Source organism: Nocardia mikamii NBRC 108933 (assembly GCF_001613505.1).
GTDB classification, from domain to species: domain Bacteria; phylum Actinomycetota; class Actinomycetes; order Mycobacteriales; family Mycobacteriaceae; genus Nocardia; species Nocardia mikamii.
Genome location: NZ_BDCM01000007.1, coordinates 84,173 through 101,658 on the forward strand (window position 1 = coordinate 84,173; position 17,486 = coordinate 101,658).

At 68.3% G+C, this 17,486-nt stretch carries 22 protein-coding genes; 11 read left to right on the forward strand and 11 right to left on the reverse strand.

The genetic code is table 11. The annotated features are described in order from the left end of the window. Positions 1 to 6: 6 nt before the first annotated feature. The 6 genes from NMI01S_RS09830 to NMI01S_RS09855 form a co-directional block, all read right to left on the reverse strand. On the reverse strand, positions 7 to 702 hold the full coding sequence (locus NMI01S_RS09830; protein ID WP_062995825.1) for an MspA family porin: 696 nt from the start codon (positions 700 to 702) through the stop codon (positions 7 to 9). A gap of 210 nt (positions 703 to 912) precedes the next feature. Beyond that, on the reverse strand, positions 913 to 1,134 hold the full coding sequence (locus tag NMI01S_RS09835) for a hypothetical protein (RefSeq protein ID WP_062995827.1): 222 nt from the start codon (positions 1,132 to 1,134) through the stop codon (positions 913 to 915). Between the two features lie 7 nt (positions 1,135 to 1,141). Continuing rightward, positions 1,142 to 1,636, reverse strand: a complete 495-nt coding sequence (locus tag NMI01S_RS09840; RefSeq protein WP_081879443.1) for a MogA/MoaB family molybdenum cofactor biosynthesis protein — start codon at positions 1,634 to 1,636, stop codon at positions 1,142 to 1,144. A gap of 98 nt (positions 1,637 to 1,734) precedes the next feature. Then, the gene (locus tag NMI01S_RS09845; RefSeq protein WP_084512836.1) at positions 1,735 to 3,393 is read right to left on the reverse strand and encodes a S1C family serine protease; all 1,659 of its coding nucleotides are present in this window, start codon (positions 3,391 to 3,393) and stop codon (positions 1,735 to 1,737) included. Positions 3,394 to 3,601: 208 nt separating this feature from the next. Beyond that, complete coding sequence (locus tag NMI01S_RS09850) at positions 3,602 to 4,999, reverse strand: sensor histidine kinase (protein ID WP_084512845.1); 1,398 nt, start codon at positions 4,997 to 4,999, stop codon at positions 3,602 to 3,604. Between the two features lie 89 nt (positions 5,000 to 5,088). Further along, positions 5,089 to 5,778 (reverse strand): response regulator transcription factor, encoded by a 690-nt coding sequence (locus tag NMI01S_RS09855; RefSeq protein ID WP_036505531.1) that lies wholly within the window; start codon positions 5,776 to 5,778, stop codon positions 5,089 to 5,091. 368 nt (positions 5,779 to 6,146) lie between these two features. On the opposite strand from NMI01S_RS09855, the gene NMI01S_RS09860 reads away from it, so the two are divergent. From NMI01S_RS09860 to NMI01S_RS09880, 5 genes are all read left to right on the forward strand, one after another. Then, positions 6,147 to 9,038, forward strand: coding sequence for an ATP-binding protein (locus NMI01S_RS09860; RefSeq protein WP_245716803.1), 2,892 nt, complete (start codon positions 6,147 to 6,149; stop codon positions 9,036 to 9,038). Then, a complete protein-coding gene (locus tag NMI01S_RS09865) occupies positions 9,035 to 9,445 on the forward strand; it encodes a roadblock/LC7 domain-containing protein (RefSeq protein WP_030515097.1) in 411 nt (136 codons plus the stop codon). Before NMI01S_RS09860 ends, NMI01S_RS09865 begins: the two co-directional genes overlap by 4 nt. A gap of 8 nt (positions 9,446 to 9,453) precedes the next feature. Further along, positions 9,454 to 9,828, forward strand: coding sequence for a DUF742 domain-containing protein (locus tag NMI01S_RS09870; protein WP_051025076.1), 375 nt, complete (start codon positions 9,454 to 9,456; stop codon positions 9,826 to 9,828). A 151-nt stretch (positions 9,829 to 9,979) separates the two neighbouring features. Continuing rightward, entirely contained in the window at positions 9,980 to 10,603 is a 624-nt protein-coding gene (locus NMI01S_RS09875; protein WP_439956250.1) for a GTP-binding protein, read from the forward strand. A 23-nt stretch (positions 10,604 to 10,626) separates the two neighbouring features. Continuing rightward, positions 10,627 to 11,454, forward strand: a complete 828-nt coding sequence (locus NMI01S_RS09880) for an MHYT domain-containing protein (protein ID WP_062995830.1) — start codon at positions 10,627 to 10,629, stop codon at positions 11,452 to 11,454. Between the two features lie 85 nt (positions 11,455 to 11,539). Here NMI01S_RS09880 and NMI01S_RS09885 read toward each other — a convergent pair whose 3' ends face one another. After that, positions 11,540 to 12,190 (reverse strand): DUF8020 domain-containing protein, encoded by a 651-nt coding sequence (locus NMI01S_RS09885; protein WP_062995832.1) that lies wholly within the window; start codon positions 12,188 to 12,190, stop codon positions 11,540 to 11,542. A 374-nt stretch (positions 12,191 to 12,564) separates the two neighbouring features. On the opposite strand from NMI01S_RS09885, the gene NMI01S_RS09890 reads away from it, so the two are divergent. Further along, the gene (locus NMI01S_RS09890; protein WP_157126116.1) at positions 12,565 to 13,008 is read left to right on the forward strand and encodes a hypothetical protein; all 444 of its coding nucleotides are present in this window, start codon (positions 12,565 to 12,567) and stop codon (positions 13,006 to 13,008) included. A 262-nt stretch (positions 13,009 to 13,270) separates the two neighbouring features. On the opposite strand, the gene rpmF is transcribed toward NMI01S_RS09890, so the two are convergent. From rpmF to mrf, 3 genes are read right to left on the reverse strand one after another with little or no spacing between them, the layout of a single operon-like run. After that, complete coding sequence (gene rpmF, locus NMI01S_RS09895; RefSeq protein WP_062995836.1) at positions 13,271 to 13,444, reverse strand: 50S ribosomal protein L32; 174 nt, start codon at positions 13,442 to 13,444, stop codon at positions 13,271 to 13,273. A gap of 1 nt (position 13,445) precedes the next feature. Then, the gene (locus NMI01S_RS09900) at positions 13,446 to 13,724 is read right to left on the reverse strand and encodes a type B 50S ribosomal protein L31 (RefSeq protein WP_062995838.1); all 279 of its coding nucleotides are present in this window, start codon (positions 13,722 to 13,724) and stop codon (positions 13,446 to 13,448) included. 4 nt (positions 13,725 to 13,728) lie between these two features. Further along, positions 13,729 to 15,033, reverse strand: coding sequence for a ribosome hibernation factor-recruiting GTPase MRF (mrf, locus tag NMI01S_RS09905; protein ID WP_439956251.1), 1,305 nt, complete (start codon positions 15,031 to 15,033; stop codon positions 13,729 to 13,731). Between the two features lie 94 nt (positions 15,034 to 15,127). Between mrf and rpmB the strand changes: the two genes are divergently transcribed. The 4 genes from rpmB to rpsR all read left to right on the forward strand — a co-directional run bounded on the left by rpmB (position 15,128) and on the right by rpsR (position 16,188). Then, positions 15,128 to 15,364, forward strand: coding sequence for a 50S ribosomal protein L28 (gene rpmB, locus NMI01S_RS09910; protein ID WP_062995840.1), 237 nt, complete (start codon positions 15,128 to 15,130; stop codon positions 15,362 to 15,364). Further along, positions 15,364 to 15,531: a 50S ribosomal protein L33 gene (gene rpmG / locus NMI01S_RS09915; RefSeq protein WP_036505471.1), complete on the forward strand. Its 168-nt coding sequence runs from the start codon at positions 15,364 to 15,366 to the stop codon at positions 15,529 to 15,531. Before rpmB ends, rpmG begins: the two co-directional genes overlap by 1 nt. After that, a complete protein-coding gene (rpsN, locus tag NMI01S_RS09920; protein ID WP_062995842.1) occupies positions 15,531 to 15,836 on the forward strand; it encodes a 30S ribosomal protein S14 in 306 nt (101 codons plus the stop codon). The genes rpmG and rpsN overlap by 1 nt, the downstream gene beginning before the upstream one ends. Positions 15,837 to 15,933: 97 nt before the next feature. After that, positions 15,934 to 16,188, forward strand: coding sequence for a 30S ribosomal protein S18 (gene rpsR / locus NMI01S_RS09925; protein WP_062995843.1), 255 nt, complete (start codon positions 15,934 to 15,936; stop codon positions 16,186 to 16,188). Between the two features lie 57 nt (positions 16,189 to 16,245). Here rpsR and NMI01S_RS09930 read toward each other — a convergent pair whose 3' ends face one another. Continuing rightward, positions 16,246 to 16,809 (reverse strand): LysM peptidoglycan-binding domain-containing protein, encoded by a 564-nt coding sequence (locus NMI01S_RS09930; RefSeq protein WP_062995845.1) that lies wholly within the window; start codon positions 16,807 to 16,809, stop codon positions 16,246 to 16,248. 188 nt (positions 16,810 to 16,997) lie between these two features. Here NMI01S_RS09930 and NMI01S_RS09935 point away from each other — a divergent pair, with 188 nt between their 5' ends. Then, positions 16,998 to 17,459 (forward strand): hypothetical protein, encoded by a 462-nt coding sequence (locus tag NMI01S_RS09935; RefSeq protein ID WP_062995847.1) that lies wholly within the window; start codon positions 16,998 to 17,000, stop codon positions 17,457 to 17,459. The last annotated feature ends 27 nt before the right edge of the window (positions 17,460 to 17,486 follow it).

Here is a 17,486-nt window from a genome sequence, read left to right on the forward strand (position 1 = left end):
AACAGCTCAGCCCAGGCTGAACGGCTTCCCCCACAGCGTCACCCAGGAAATGACATTGTCGGTCTCGACCTCGACGCTGACGAATGCGCGCGCCTGCGCGTAACCGCCACATCCGGTCAGGCCGATGGTCTCGTCGGACCAGGACACCGAACCGCTGTCACCCTGGAACTTGTTGCGGGTCTTGCGCACGTCCTGTCCGAAGTCGTCCTTCTCCTCGATGTCGAGGACGTAGAACGACTTCGCCTGGCCCGGACCGAGAGTCAGGTTGCCGCCGATATTTCCGCCGGCATCCGGCTTGGCGTTCTCGCCGTCGCTCCAATCCATGCTCGCGCTGGGGCCGCCGTCGACGCCGCCGCCGGAGATATCGACCTGGCAACCCACGGTGTATCCGGGGTAGATGCTGCCGCCCACGGCGGTGGTGTCGCCGGACAGTTCCACATGGGCGTCGCCGGAGACCCAGGCGTTGCGGTGCACCGGCGTCGCGCCCAGCGACGGATTGATATTCGCGGATTCGCCGTCCAGCCACACATGCACGACGGTGCCGTCGGACAGCGTCTTGGACAGGTCACCGCCGGGCAGCGCGACGAAGGTGTCGGCGTTGGCGGCGCCGGTAGAGCACAGGCCGAGCGCGACGGCCGCCGAAGCGCCGAGGCCCGCGATGCGCGCACCCCACCGCCGACCGTTCGCACGGTTCGTATTCATATGTCCCCTCATCAGGTTCTTGCGGTCGGCCTCGACCTCCGAGACCGAGACCCGGGCGGCGCGACGCGCGCGCCTACCCGGAGCCTTCGAGAACCGCAGGTAGATCAGCCCGAACGGGACAATAAACGGCCCGCATCACCGCTGCCAACATCAGACGGTGAAATGTCTCGTGATCCGCCGGGCGATCACCCGGACGACGACGGTGACGGGCTATCCGTGATGAGGGGGCACCTGCGCGCGCAGCCAGTCGTCCGAGGAGCGGGGTAGCTCACCGTCGGGGGCGCGCTCGTCGCTGCTGGTGCGCGGCAGCGTCTCGCCGAAGACCCGCGCCAAGCGCGCGGCCTCCGCGGCCGATCGGGCGCGGCCCTTCGCCGGGCGATCCGCGGAGTGCGAATCGCCCGGACGCTGCGCCCCCGCCGGCCGGTCGGTCATACCGTGATCATTCCGCCAAGCCGGACAGTTCGTCGACGACCCGGCTCACCAGCGGGCCGAGCGTCGCCATACCGTCGCGCACGGCATCGCGGGTGCCGGGCAGATTGACCACCAGGGTGCTGCCCGAGACCCCGGCCAGACCACGCGACAGACCGGCGTCGAGCGAACCGGCCGCGAGCCCGGAGGCACGCAGCGCCTCGCTGATACCGGGCAATTCGCGATCGAGCACCTCGAGGGTCGCCTCCGGGGTGACATCGCGCGGCGACATACCGGTGCCGCCCACCGAGATCACCAGGTCGACCCCGCCGATCACGGCGGTGTTGAGGGCGTTGCGAATCTCGATCTCGTCGCCGGCCACCGACACCGTGGCGTCGACGAGGAAGCCGAATTCGGTGAGCAGTTCGGTCACCAGCGGCCCCAGCGAGTCCACCCCGCCATGCGCGGTTCGATCGTCCACGACCACAACAAGTGCCCGGCCCGCCACGGGAGCATCGATTTCCATATTGCTCACCGTAGCGTCCGTGGGCGACAACCACTCCGGTCCCCCGGGCTCGTCGGCGTCGGGTGTCGGGAGCACTGTCAAAGGACGCGGTTCACGGATCATCGGCCACCCTCCGCCGGTGCGGCGCCGAGGGTCACCTCGACGGTTTTCGGATTCTGTCCTTGTGGATCGGTGTAGGTGACCTTCACCTTGTCACCCGGTTGGTGCGACCGCACGGCGGCGATCAGCGAATTGCCCGAGTCGATGACCTGATCGTCGACCCGGGTGACGATCACACCCGACGGAATGCCCGCCTTGGCGGCCGGACCGTCCGGTGTCACGTCCAGGACCCGGGCGCCGTTGACGTCGTCCTGCGCGCGCACCGAGATCCCGATCTGAGCATAGGTGGCATGGCCGGACTTGGTCAGCTCATCGGCGACGCGACGGGCCTGATCCACCGGAATCGCGAAGCCCAGGCCGATAGAACCGCTCTGCGAACCGGGCATCTCCGAGGCGCCGAGGGTGGCGATCGCGGTGTTGATGCCGATCAGCTTGCCGTTCGTATCGACCAGCGCGCCACCGGAATTGCCGGGGTTGATCGCGGCATCGGTTTGGATCGCGGAAATGACGGTGCCCTGCGAGCCGGCCTCACCACTGGTCGACACCGGGCGGTTGAGCGCCGACACGATGCCGGTGGTGACGGTTCCGGCCAGGCCCAGCGGCGAGCCGACGGCCACCACGGGCTGGCCGACCATCAGGTTGCGCGAGGTGCCGAGTTCGATCGGCGTCAGGTTGGTCTTGCCGGCCGCTTTGATGACGGCCAGATCCGATACCGGGTCGACGCCGACGACCGAGGCGTTGGCGGTCGTGCCGTCCTGGAAGGCGACCTCCATCTTGGCGTTGGGGCCGGCCCCGCTGGCCACGTGGTTGTTGGTCAGGATCAGCCCGTCCGAGGACAGCACCACACCCGACCCCTCGCCCTCCGCGCGGGCGCCCGCGACGCGGATCATCACGACGCTGGGCAGCACCTTCTGCGCGACCGCGGGCACGGATCCGGGCGGTGCGCTCGCCGAGGCGGGATCGACCGGCGCGGGCGCGTTCAGGGCGTTGCCGACCGGAGCGTTGTTGTCGTCCGAGCGCGTGGCGAGGGTGCCGACCGCACCGCCGACACCACCCGCGACGAGCGCCAGGACGACGGCGCCGGCGAGCAGGCCCGCGCGGCCGCGGCGGCGCGGAGCCCCGGCGTACGCGCCGGTGGGCTCGGCGCCGGGACCGGCGGGATACGGTTCATCGGCGCGGTGCTCGCCGGTGGCGTAGGGCGTCCCGGAGGGGTACGAGCCGGGCTGCTGATAGCCCTGCCCCACGCCGTACGGGTTGTACGGCGGCATCGGCGCGGTGTGACCGGCCGCGGGATCGGTGGCCGCGAACCCCGGATGCTGTCCCGGTCCATACCCTTGTCCCGGACGGTCGGACCCGCCCTGCTCGGGATTCGTGAACTGCTCGGTCCGATGCTCGCCGGACGAGTGCGCGCCGGGCTGTCCCTGCGGTCCCCCACTCGGCCCGGCCGGTCCCGATCCCGGCGACTGCGCACCCGCGCCGGCCTGCGACGACGGCCCCGCCCACTGCGACGGCTGCCCCCACCCGCGCGAGGCGTTTCCGGCATCCCCCTCCGGCGAAGCGGTTCCGGAACCTGTCGACGGCGGAGTCGGCTCGGCCCCGCCCGACTGGGGAGTCGAACCGGTCGGCTCGTCGCGCCTGTCCCTCGAATCCTCGGTCATATCTCTCGTTTCTCCTCGAGTCTGTCGCCCAGCCTGGTGACAGCGACTGAGAGCGGACTGAGACCGTGCTTTCAGTTCTCCGTGACTCCGTGTCGTATCCGGGGTTTCCGCGGTGTCGTATCAGGGTTTCCGCGGGAGCGGGACGCCGCACGGGTCACAGTTTATGGGGCGCCCCTGCCCGCGCTCGGTGATTCGGGCTCGGCGGTGATCACGCCCGGCGCTCCTCGGCGACCGGCGGTTCGCCGGGAAGGACGATGCGCACCAGTGTGCCGCCGCGCTCGGAGGTGTCCACGGTGATCGTGCCGCCGTGCTTGGACACCACCTGTTTCACGATCGCCAGCCCCAGCCCGGAGCCGGGCATCGATCGCGACGCCGTGGTGCGGTAGAAGCGTTCGAAGACCAGTTCCCGTTCCTCCGGCGGAATGCCCGGCCCGGCATCGTCGATGGCGATTTCCATGAGCCCGGGTCCGGTTTCGCGCATGGTGAGGATGACCTGTGCCTCCGGCGGACTCCACTTCGCGGCATTGTCGAGCACGTTGAGGATGGCCCGCTCCAGCCCGGCATCGTGACCGTAGACGAACCACGGCCGCAGCCGCGCCGAGAATTCGACGTCCACACGCCGCCGCCGCACTCGTTCCACCGCGCGCTCGGCGACCTCGCCGAGATCGACCCGCTCGTAGACGGTTTCGGGCGCGTCCTCGCGCGCCAGATCCACCAGGTCTCCCACCAGCGTGGACAGTTCCTCGATCTGGGCGATCACATCCGCGCGCAGCCCGGCCATGTCTTCCTCGGGAATCGGCGGCGCATCCGGTCGCGAGGAGGCGATGAGCAGTTCCATATTGGTGCGCAGCGAGGTCAGCGGGGTGCGCAGTTCGTGTCCGGCGTCGGCCACCAGTCGCCGCTGCCGATCGCGAGATTCGGCCAGCGCCCGCAACATCAGATTGAAACTCTCGGTGAGCCGCGCCAGTTCGTCGTCACCGGTGACCGGAATCGGCGCCAGATCGTCGGTGCGCGCGACGCGTTCGGTGGCCGCGGTCAATCGCGCGATGGGCCGCAGGCCCGTTCGCCCGACCGTCGCACCGGCGGCTCCGGCGACCAGCACGCCGCACCCGCCGATCGTGAACAGCAGCCACGCGAGCCGGTCGAGCACTTCACGGGTGGGTTCCAGCGACCGCGAGATAACCAGCGTGGCACCGGATTTCGTGCGCCGGGCGAGCACGCGCTGATTGTTCGCGGTCCGCAGCGAGACATCGGCCTTACCGTGCGCCACCGCCATCTCCGCCGGGCCGATCGGCGGATCCATCGGCTGCGGCGGGGCATAGGGCACATCGACGTCGGGATAGATCAGCGCGATGCCGATATCGTTGGAGTACAGGCTGCTGAACATGATGATCGCCTGAAAACCCTGCAGGTCGATGTTGTTCTTGACCATCACCTCCGAGCGGCTGCGCAACTGACTGTCCACATCGGCGTACAGGGCGCGGGCGACCAGTGCGTAGGCGGCGATCGAGGTCACCGCGACGGCAATGGCCACCACCGAGGCGGCCAGCAGCGTCACCCGCCAGCGCAGCGACACCGATCGGGTCAGCGGCATCGGCGGGCGCATTTCGTGCGGATCGGGACGCGGCCCCAGCCGGGCCACGCGATCGGGACGGCCACCGTGCCCCGGATGAGCTCTTGCCACGACGACCCGGCCTACGGAGGTGTCTCGCGCAGCACGTAACCCACCCCGCGCACGGTGTGGATCAATCGTGGCTCCCCCTCGGCCTCGGTTTTGCGGCGCAGATAGCCGATATAGACCTCGAGCGCATTACCGGAGGTGGGAAAGTCGTAGCCCCAGACCTCTTCCAGAATGCGGCTGCGCGTCAACACCCGGCGCGGATTCGCCATCAGCATTTCCAGCAGCGAGAATTCGGTGCGGGTCAGGCTGATGGCGCGCTCACCGCGCGATACCTCGCGCGTCACCGGATCCAGGGACAGATCCGCGAAACGCATCGTCTCCGAGGAATCGGCGGCCGGGTCGGCGGTGGTGCGGCGCAACAGCGCGCGCAAACGGGCCAGCAATTCCTCGAGCGCGAACGGTTTGGGCAGATAGTCGTCGGCGCCTGCGTCGAGGCCGGCCACTCGCTCCGACACCGAATCCCGGGCGGTGAGTACGAGAATCGGCAGATCATCACCGGTGCTGCGCAGGCGGCGGCATACCTCAAGGCCGTCCAGCCGCGGCATCATCACATCGAGCACCAATGCATCGGGCCGGGACGCGCTGACCTTCTCCAAGGCGTCGACGCCGTCGACCGCCAGCTCGACGGAATATCCATTGAAGGTGAGCGACCGGCGCAGCGACTCGCGCACCGCGCGATCATCGTCGACTACCAGAATGCGCATGGCCTCCAGTTTGACCGGATCGACTGAGAGTCGACTGAGAACCGACCATTCGACACGCCGCACATCCACAACAGGTGACCTGCGGAATCATCGAAAATACTTCCGAGAAGTATGTGTTGCACACGAAAGTTGTTGCGCCGAGCCGATTTAGACTGTTGTCGCTGGACCCCTCCAAATTGCCGCGAACGTGTTCTCGCGGTATGTTGCCTGCGGTAAAAGTAAACCTCTAGTTGGTTCTCAACCCGTTGGACCCGAACGGCCAGACGCGGGCGGCGGCCGGAACCCGGGGCACGTGCGCGAGCGGAGGCGACGGAAGCGGGATGGGCACTGCACCGCGGCCATGGCAGAGGAGTCTGTCCAATCTGTCCGTGACTAGCAAGGTCGGCATCGTGCTACTGCTGCCGGTCGTGCTGGCATCGGCATTCGCCGTTCTTCGAATCAAGGACGAACTCGGCACCATCTCACAGCTGAACACGGCCAGTGAGCAGGCGCGGATCATTCGGCCGACCCTCGACTTCGGTTCGGCGGCCAACAATCTCGCCGTCACCCTCGGCAACGGCGAACACGTTCCGCAGTCGGCGCTGGACCAGGCCGCGGCCCGGTTCGACCAGGCCGCTGCGGATCTGCAGACGGCGCTGCAGAATTCGGCGGCCGACAAACGCGTCGCCACCGAACTCACCGAGGCGCTGGCGGCCGGGCGCACCCTGCGCAACAGCCTGCACGGCGGTGCGCCGCAGGAGGTCGTCAAACAGGCGAGCGAGGTGAACGGCCACGTCAGCAACGCCGTCTCATCGCTGGCGACGCCGAAGGAGACCACCCTCGAGCGTTATTACGTGCAGATGGGTGTCATCGCGATCGCGCGCCAGATGTTCACCCAGCAGCAGCTGGCGCTGGAGAGCGGCGAGATCGGCAACAACCCGGCCGTGCTGGCCCAGGTCCTGACGGCCACCGGCGCCGAGCTGACCATGATCAACCAGTACGCGGTCGTGCAGCCGGAATCGGCGCTGAAGCCGGATGTGCTGCTGGGCGCGCTGCAGACACGTATCGCGGCGATGAGCCAGAACGCGGTCGAGCCGATCAACGTGCCCGGCGTCGTGCAGTCGCTGCAGACCAGTACCGACACCTACAACGAGGCCACCAACCATCTGGTCGACCTGATCGACTCCGGACTGTCGGACCGCTCGGTCGACGCGCGCGGCACGGTCCTGCGCGATGTGGCGCTGGTGGTCGTGACCCTGCTGGCCGGTCTGGCCCTGGCGCTGGCGGTCGCCCGCTCGCTGGTCGTCCCGATTCGCCGTCTGCGCCGCGATTCGCTGCAGGTCGCGCACACCGACCTGCCCGCCGAACTCGCGGTCGTGCGCGGCGGCGGCGCGACCCCGGAGATCGTCCCGGTCGACGTGCAGACCACCGAGGAGATCGGTCAGCTGGCCCGAGCGGTCGACGACATGCACCGCCAGGCGTTGTTCCTCGCCGCCGAACAGGCGCGCCTGCGCCTGCAGATCAGCAATATGTTCGAAACGCTCTCGCGGCGCAGCCAATCCCTGGTCGAACAGCAGCTGTCGCTGATCGAGGATCTGGAACGCGACGAGGACGACTCCGATCGCCTGCAGAGCCTGTTCCGCCTCGACCACCTCGCCACCCGCATGCGCCGCAACGGCGACAACCTGCTGGTGCTCGCCGGCACCGCGCTGCGCCGCGGTCATCTGCCGCCGGTGCCGCTGTCGGACATGCTGTGGAGTGCGGTCTCCCAGGTCGAGGATTATCAGCGCGTCGAAATCGGTTCGGTGCCCGACGGTATCGTCGCCGGTGAGCCCGCCGTCGACATCGAACACCTGCTGGCCGAGCTGATCGACAACTCGCTGCGCTACTCGCCGCCGAACACGCCGGTGGCGGTCTCGGTGTCGCGCGCGGTGGACGGCGGATATCTGATCGAGATCACCGACCGCGGACTCGGCATGTCCGCCGACGATATGCGCGCGATCAACGAGCGCCTGGCCTCCGGTGGTGAGGTCACCATCGAAACCGCCCGCCGCATGGGTCTTTTCGTGGTGGGCCGCCTGGCGGCACGGCACACCATCACGGTCGGCCTGCGCCGCACCTCCACGATGGCACAGCAGCCGGGTATCACGGCCAGCGTGCATCTACCGGGTGCGCTGGTCTCGCCCACCGAGGCCGTAGTCCCGCCGGCCATCTCGACGTTCACCACACCGGCCGCGGACTTCCCCTCCCCGGTCACCGAATTTCCCGCTCCCGGCCGCACCCTCACCGCGGTGCCCAATCCGCCGGAACGGTTCGGGGAGACTTCGGAGCCGGCCCGATTCACCAGCGCCGGATTGCCGCAGCGCCGCCCGGCCGGCCAGTCGGATTCCGAATCCGCGGCCCCGGTCACCCGGCTCACCCCACTGCCGGACGTCGCCGAGAACGACAACCGCGCACCGGAACCGCTCGACGACGGCGTGGCGCGCGGTGCCGAGACCGTGCGCGAGAACGCCTTCCACGACGACCGCGCCGAGGAGAATCACCGCGACGATCGCGCCGAGGCCGAGGAGGCCGAGAACGCGAGTCGCGGCGAGAATTTCGCCCCGGCCTCCGATCCGTGGAACCCGGTGACCGACCGCGATCTGGAACAGATCGTGCCGCCCCGGCGTCTCGCCCCGGCCGATCCACGGCCGCAACCCCAGCCCCAGCCGCAGCCCCAGCCCATCGATATCTGGGCCGAAACGGCGATCATGACCCCGGCACAGCGCACCCCGGACCGCGAACCGGCTCCGCTGTCCCGCCACGGCGCGACTCTCGCGCCACCCCGGCCCGATGCCTATCAGCACGATGCTCCTCAGCAGGATGCTCAGGCGCCGGCCAAACCGGAATCCCCCACGCCGATCTATCAGCGCATGGTGTCCGAATGGCTGGTCGAACCGTCCTCGAACGCGCCGACCGGCGCCTGGTCGTCTCCCGCCGACGAGGGCTGGGCGGCGGCCGCGGACGCCAGCACCCCGACCGCGACCACCCGTACCACGGGTGGCCTGCCCATCCGCCGGCCCGGTGCGCAGCTGGTGCCCGGCGGAGTGACGCAGGACGATGCCGTCGAGGCCCGGGATCCGGAGGAAATCCGCAACAACTTGTCCAGGCATTTGAGCGGCGTCCGCAGCGGACGCGTCAGCGTCCGAGACAACACGGCCCAGTACGACCCTGCCGACACGGCCGGGTACGACCGGGCCGAGCGGAACAACGCTCAGCAGAACGACGGAGGCTTTGCATGACCGACACTGCGCAGAACAGTACGGACGAGAATTTGAACTGGCTCGTCACCCGATTCACCAGAGAGGTGCCTGGGGTCTCGCACGCGGTGCTCGTCTCGGCCGACGGCCTGCTCCAGGCGACCAGCCCGCACCTCCCGTCCGATCGAGCCGAACAGCTCTCCGCGGTGACCGCCGGTCTGGCGAGTCTGTCGGCGGGGGCGGCGCAATTGTTCAACGGCGGCAAGGTGATGCAGTCGATCGTCGACATGCAGCGCGGCTACCTGCTGGTGATGAGCGTCGGCAACGGCTCGCATCTGGCGGTCCTGGCCAACAAGCAGCACGACATCGGCCGCATCGGTTACGAGATGGCCCTGCTCGTCGATCGAGTCGGATCGGTCGTGCAAGCCACGGCCCGTTCGGCGGTCTGACGATTGCGATGTCCAGTTCGTTCGGAGCCGGGTCCGGCCGGCCAACCACTCGCGTCCGTCCTTATGCGCTGACCGCTGGGCGCACCGAACCCGCGGTCGAACTGCCCCTCGAGGCGGTCGTGGAAACACTGCCCTACGCCAATCAATTCGATTGGCCCGCAGGCGATATTCGAACAGATATTCTGCGTCTGGGCGCGGGGCGGCTCTCGGTCGCCGAAATCGCCGCCCATCTGCAACGTCCCCTGGGCATGATCCGGGTGGTGATCGGCGATCTGGTGGTGGCCGGCACACTGCGGGTGCACACCACGCTCAGCGAGGACGCCACATTCGACGAGCGGCGATCCCTGATGGAGAGGACCCTGCGTGGACTCCGTGCCCTTTGACACCGCGGCACCGCCCCTGCACACCGCGGCACCCTCGACGGCCGAGCGGTATCCGCCCGCGCCGCAGCCCGATTCCGCGCAGATCGGACCGCTCGGACCCAATTCCCCGGGCTCGCACCCGCAATCGCCGCTTCCATACCAGAATCCCCCCATGCACTTTCAGAATTCGACGGCTCCGATGCCGCCCCACCCGGAGGTCGACAGCCGCACCGCCTCGACCAAAATCGTGGTCGCGGGCGGGTTCGGCGCCGGGAAGACCACCTTCGTCGGCGCGGTCTCGGAGATCGTGCCGCTGCGCACCGAGGCCATGGTGACCGGCGTATCCGACGGCATCGACGACCTGTCCGCCACCCCGGGCAAGGAAACCACCACGGTGGCCATGGATTTCGGCCGCATCATCCTGCCCGGCAACCTGACGCTGTACCTGTTCGGCACGCCCGGGCAGCGCCGGTTCTGGTTCATGTGGGACGACCTGATCCGCGGTGCGATCGGCGCCGTCGTGCTGGTCGACACGCGCCGGATCGAGGACAGCTTCGCCGCGGTCGATTTCTTCGAGGCGCGCGGGCTGCCGTTCCTGGTGGCGGTCAACAGGTTTCCGAGCGCACCGCGTTTCCCGGTCGCCGAACTGCGAGAAGCGCTGTCGATCCGCGAGGGCGTGCCGGTGGTCGATATCGACGCCCGGGACGCCGGGGAGGTTCGGCGGGCGCTCGCCGCGGTCACCGAATACGCGATTCAGCGGTTGACCGCCACCCACGCGACGGTGGGACAGAGCTGAGCGGTGCGAGCTGAGGGGAAGCGATGAACTACTTCACCATGGGGTACTGGGTGCTGGGCCTGGCACTCGGGGTTTCCGCGGCCGGCGCGGTCGTCGGACTGGCCTGTGTTCGCCAGTCGACGCTCTCGATCACCGCGCGGTTCCGGATGGTGTGGCTCACCGCGGCGGCAGTGTCCATCGGCGGCGTCGGCACCTGGCTGGCGGTGTACGTCACCATGCTCGGCGTCGGGGTGTCCTCCGGTGAGATCCGCTACGACATCGCACGGATGGTCGTGGCGACGGTCGTCGCGGTGGCGGGGGTCCTGGCCGGTCTGGTGATCACGGGCAAGGTGAGCACGCTGGTGCGGGTGATCAGCGGCGGCGTGGTGATGGGCCTCGGCATCGGGATCATGCACCTGCTCGCCATGGGCGCGATCCGGGTGCAGGGATCGGTCGACGTGAACATCTGGATGTCGCTGAGCGCGGGGGCGCTGGCCGTCGCGGCCTCGATCGGTGTGCTGTGGGCCACCACCCGCTTCCACGCGATGCTGCCGCTGGCCGGGGCGGCCGCGCTGTATGCGCTGGCGGTCACCGCGGTCCACTACCTCGGCCAGGCCGGGGTGCACGTACATCTCGACTCCGCGGTCGGCCTGCCCGACGGTGACGATCTGTTCACCCTCTTCGTGCCGGTGTTCGTGATGGGGACGCTGTCGCTGGCGGTACCGATCACCGCGGTCCTGGTCGCCCCCGACCGCACCGGAACCACCCGCTCGCGGCAGTTGGCACAGGCCGCGAATTCCCCTGCCGGACAGATCGCGTCGCCGGCCGGCAAGGCGCGAGCGGCCGCTCGGGCACCGCAGCCGGTGAGCTGAGCGGCTTCGCGGCGGCGGGGCCGCGCACAGACGAGAATCGGGGCGGGCCGTGCGGCCCGCCCCGATCGCGTTGCGCTACTGGTGATTACGATTCGGCGGGCGCGTTGATCCGGTTGAAGTACTCGATCGCGACGAGCACGCCGGAGATGCCGCCGACACCGACCAGACCGGCGGCGGCACCCAGCGGGGCGCCCAGGGCGGCACCGGTCAGGCAGCCGCCGATCCAGCCCGGAACGACCAGGAACGGGGTGCCGAGGACCGCACCGAGCGCACAACCGCCGGCCAGGCCGATGGCGGTGCCGACGAGGGTGCCGATGCTGGTGGCGATACCGAGCTCGTTGATCGCGCTCTGGTTGGCCGCGTCGAGATCCGAACGGCTGGCCACATCGTGCAGCATCGGCGCCGGGTGGGCGGCGGCGCGGTCGGTGCTCGGAACCAGGGTGGCCTGGTTACCGTCGATCTGCGCGGCGATCGGGAACTCCAGACCGTCGTGCTGATAGCTCAGCGGAAATCCGGCTACCACCTTGCCCTGGTTATCGCGGACCTGGAACTCGTTGCCTTCGGTCGTCAGCGATCCGGCGTCGGTCTTCACCACCACAGATTTGTCGACAACGTTTGCCGTGTAATGAATATCGGGGTTGGCGGCCGGAGCCGGAGCTGCGAATGCGGTGCCGGTGGAGATCCCAAGAGCAGCGATGACCAGAGCCGATGTTGCGGCGAACTTCCTGAGCTTCATTCCCTCATACACTTTCTTCAGCGGTTTGCGGCGCCGATACCCTGGCGCCTGAGCTCGAAATCGAAACCCTTAGACAGGCTGTCGTGCACCCATTACGAACACGTAACAAAGGCCGTTAATAAGCCGCCAAGAAGATGCCAGGAATGTTAAGAAGCTGAAAATTCGGACATTTTCCGGTCGATGAGCACGCGTCGGCAAACCTGCAGCCTTCCACGCATCGACGTCTCGGTCCCCCTGATTCGCGGCACCCGCGAACCGACCGGCAGCCGCACGGAAATCGCTTCCCCGGGCGTCACCGCCCCGATCTCGGCGCACACGGGAAGGGCTCCGCGAATTACAGTGTGGAGCAGGCATTTCGGCCCGCGGCGGGAGCGATGAGAGAGGTACCGGATGTGACTCCGGAGCAGGAAGCGATATTGCGCGATGTACAGGTTCAGCTGCGCGGTCCCGGTTTGGCGGGCTGGCCTCAGCTGGGCGACGACGACGGCGCGGACGGCGGCGCCATATCGGAACGGACGGTCGTGGAGGCGCTGGGCGCCGCCCTGCGGCAGATCGCCGAGCTGCGGACCGAGATCGCCGACCTGGAGACGACCGTGCTGGAATCGACCCGGCAGGCGCCGCCGGCGGCCGAACTGCCGTGGCCGCTGTCGCTGGTGGCCGCCCTGCTCGAGAACCCGGCGGCGGTGATCGGTGAGCAGATCGCACGCTGGGAGTCACTGCTCGAGACGTTGCGGCCGAGGCCGGACGATGCGCCGCAATCCGGACAGCGAGCCCTGGAAGCGCCGCGCCTGTCGCACGATAGGAGTGAACAGCCCTGAAAGTGGCGATGAGCGGGTTCTCCTGTTGCCAGGAGAACCCGCCCTCAGCCCCGAGGGTACCTGGGCCGACTCGGGAAAACAGCGTTTCCGCTGGACTTTTTCCGGCGCCAAAAACCAACCAGCAGTTGGCAATTCACATTCCAGCTACCACCTCGCAAGCGCGATGACGCTGATATCCCTGCTGACTCCGATTTATTCGATAACCAATTGGTCGCTCGATTCAGGCAAACGCCACATAATTTCGGCGACCGAAACCCGTGTCCTACAGCCGGGTCGGGTCGATCAGGCCACGCTGGACGGCGGTGACCAATCGGCGCGGGATCTTGTGGACGACGCCCCCGACGCTGACCGGCACCAGGTCGGGGGGAGTCGCCTTCCAGTTCGAACGCCGGCTGTGGGTGTTGGCGCGCGACAGTCGTCGCTTCGGCACCGCCATCTCAGTTCTCCCCTCGCACAGAACCGGGACGCGGTGTGCGCCTGCCGTATTTGCGTTCGAACTTCTCCACCCGGCCCTGGGTGTCGAGGACGCGATGCGCCCCGGTCCAGAACGGGTGGGAGTCCGCGGTGACGTCGACGGTGATCAGCGGATAGCTGTTGCCGTCGGACCATTCGACGGTGCGGGTGCTCGTCACCGTCGATCGGGTGAGAAAGCGTTTGCCGGTGCTGACATCCTCGAAGACCACCGGGTGGTACTCCGGATGGATCCCTGATTTCATCGCCCTACCTTTCGTTCGGCCGGGATTCGACGCCGCGGCCGCCTGAGTTGTCGGATTCGGTTGTCTCGCAGGGGTCCTCGTGGAACTCGCCGAACGGATCGCCCCAGTGCGCGACCAGATCCGGCGCGTTGCGCAGCACGATCATCTCGGCCTCGTCGAGCAGCGCCCAGTGCAGCGCGGTACGGATCTCGTCCGGATCGGCACCGCAGGTGAGGATCACCAGCGAGATGTCGCGGTCACCGAAATCCTCGTCCCAGCGCAGCGCCGCCAGGGCCCGCCGATCGGGGTCGACCGATTCCCGTTCCGCGGGACTCATCGCCGCCAGCCAGGTTCCGGCGTCACCGACCCGCACTCCGCCGCCGGCGGATTCCAGCCACACCACACGCTCGGGTTGAGTCGCCAGCCAGATCCGCCCGCGCGCGGTGACCACGCCGTCGAACAGCACATCCATCGCTTCGTGCAGGCGGGTCGGATGGAACGGGCGATCGGTGGCGAATTCGATCAACGCCACACCGTTCTCCTCCGCCAGCGGTGGCCGGCCGCGCAACAACGGCGCGTGCGCGTCGAAGATGCGGCCGCGCCGGGAATCGGCGGGAATGCGGTCGAGCAGCATCTCGATGCGCGCCGCGCCGATATCCCGCCCGTCGCCGGCCCAGATCGACGGAGCCCTGGGCGCCAGCCGCTCCACGACCGACCGCACCACGTCGCGCTCACCGTCGCCCACTCGGTCCGCACCGAAAACCACGAGCGCGTCGGCGAATTCAACCTGTCCGACGGCGAGTTGCGCCACCGTACGGTCGTCGTCACCGGGGCCACCCGCCCGTTCGTCGATCGTCTCGTCGCTCAGCGCGTCCGGCAACCAGCTGCGGGCATCGAGCCCGGTCACCACCGCCTCGATGCGCACATCGCGAGCCGCCGGGCCGTCCACGCGACCCACCAGGTCGACCACGGGCACATGGCCGATCGCATGACACACGGCTTCCGCCTCGAAGGCCGGATCGAGCGCGATCACGATGCGGTGCACCGAATCTCGCGCCGCCAACCGGCACAGCAGCGGCAGCAGATCGGCGCGCAGCGTGCAGGAGACGCAGCCGTGCGCGAGTTCGTGCACGCTCGCCGTCTCCCGGCCGTCGAGGCGCACCCGGCGGCGCACCACACCTTCCCGCAGTGAGCTCAGATCGTGACGCACGACGACGGTGCCGGGCGCCGTGCCCAGCAGTCGCGCGAGGTGATCCATACCGTCCGCGACCGGCCCCTGGAAGCCCGCCAACAGCACCACGGGCGTGCGGCGGTCGGGATGTGCCAGCACCGGAACCCCTTTCGACAATGATTTTCATTTGCTCCAGGCACACGGTACAGTCTGCGACGACCGTTGTCGAAAATGATTTTCAGAAAGGAGCCCCATGTCGGCCCACTGCCAGGTCACCGGCCGCAAGCCGGGCTTCGGTAAGTCCGTGTCGCACTCCCACGTCCGAACCAACCGGCGCTGGGACCCGAACATCCAGCGCAAGACCTACTTCCTGCCCAGCGAGGGCCGGCGCATCACCCTGCGCGTCTCGGCCAAGGGCATCAAGACCATCGACCGCGACGGGATCGAAGCGGTCGTGGCTCGCATCCGTGCGCGCGGGGAGAAGATCTGATGGCGCGCAGCAACGAGATTCGCCCCATCGTGAAACTGCGCTCGACGGCCGGCACCGGCTACACCTACGTGACCCGCAAGAACCGCCGCAACGACCCCGACCGCATGGTGCTGCGCAAATACGATCCGCTGCTGCGCCGGCACGTCGACTTCCGCGAGGAGCGGTGATGGCGAAGAAATCCAAGATCGCACGCGACGAGCAACGACGCGCCGTCGTGGCCCGCTATGCCGAACGCCGGGCCGAGCTCAAGGAGTTGATCCGCGATCCGGCCACCGCCGACGATCGCCGGGCGGCAGCACAGCTCGCGCTGCAGCGACTGCCGCGCGACGCCAGTCCGGTACGATTGCGCAATCGGGACGCCACCGATGGCCGCCCCCGCGGTCATCTCCGCAAGTTCGGACTATCCCGGGTACGTATGCGCGAGCTGGCCCACCGGGGGGAGCTGCCCGGTGTACACAAATCGAGTTGGTAGACCATCGCAGATCTCGTCGGAAGGAACCGGCAGGAGCGGTCGGGGCGCCCACGCGGCAGCGTAGGACCAGAGCTCACGCCGAGAAAGGATGGCCCACATGGCAGTCAAGCGAGCACCGTCGAAGCGGGTCCGCGCCGAACAGGCCCGGCGGCCCAAGAAGAATCCGCTGATCGCGGCCGGCGTCGAAACCGTCGACTACAAGGATGTGAACCTGCTGCGCACGTTCATCTCCGACCGCGGCAAGATCCGCAGCCGCCGCGTCACCGGGCTCACCCCGCAGCAGCAGCGGCAGGTGGCGGTCGCGGTGAAGAACGCGCGCGAGATGGCGCTGCTGCCGTTCACCAGCAGGTAGCGAACGAACACGAACGCCCCCGGTGCCGCGGCGCCGGGGGCGTTCGGTCTTTTCCGGTCACGGAATGGTCAGCAGCTGACCCTCGTTGATGACATCCGGGTTCTCGATGCCGCTCGCCCCGGCGATCTCCAGATAGCGGTTGCCGTCGCCGTAGAACCGTTCCGCGATCGCCCACAGCGTGTCGCCGGACTCCACGGTGTAGGTGCGAGGTTCCGGCGCCGGCGCCGGCGGCGGCGGCACCTGTTCGGCGGCGGGTGCGGCAACCGGCTCCTCGACCACGATCGGGTTGTCGGTATTGGTGCCCGACGCCCACAGCGAGGCGCCGTCGCGGCCGTACAGGACGAGGTTGCGGTCCGGTTGCACGATCAGATGATCGGCAGCCTGTCCGTTGGTGTCGGTGGCCCACACAGGTCCACTGCCCGAGTACAGCACGAAGTTGCCGTCCTCCTGCAGGACGGCACGCTCGACGCCACGCTCATGCGTCATGGTCGCCCACACCACCGTGCCGTCGGGCTCGGAAAGCACCAAGTTGCCGTCGTTTTGGAGAGTCAGCGTGTACGCGCCGCCCTGAAGGGCCTGACCCAGGCCCAGTTCCTCGCCTACCTGCAACGTGTCGCCCACGCGGTGGATCCTTTCGAGAAGAGGTCGTGTCGATCGGTGATTCGATGGCGCAGAACCGCATTCGCTCATCGTTTGCGAACACTACTTGCACTGCCGCGGATTTCGCAGCTGTTACGCGCCGGCGTTCGCAGAATGTTCACTGGGACGTGCATCACAGCCGCCTCACCCCCGCAGATAGGGTGAGCCTTATGGACTCCATCCCCGGACGACGCCGCATCACAACGGCGGCAATCGCGCTACTCGCACTACCGGCCCTGCTGGTCACCGCATGCGGGAACTCCGACGACGGTGGGGCACAAGGGAATACGACCACAGCGGCGGTCAGCACACCGACCGAGCAGAACCCGCCGCAGCCGGGCCGGATGTTCACCGCCAACTCGACGATCACCAATCCGCACCCGCTGCCGTTCGACAGCTGGAGCCGGGTGGCGCCCGACCGGATCGCGGTGAACTTCCAGATCGGCTCGCCGGAGTGCTACGGCGTGGACGCGACCACCACCGAAACCGACACCACCGTGACCGTCGCCCTGAAGGCCGGCACCCTGCCCGAGGCGGCCGGGCGCATGTGCACCATGATCGCCGTCTTCGGCACCCTGGAGATCCCGCTGAAGAAGCCGCTGGGCGATCGGAAGGTGTTGAGCGCGAACTGATTCGCGGGGCCCGCGACCGGACCCGTC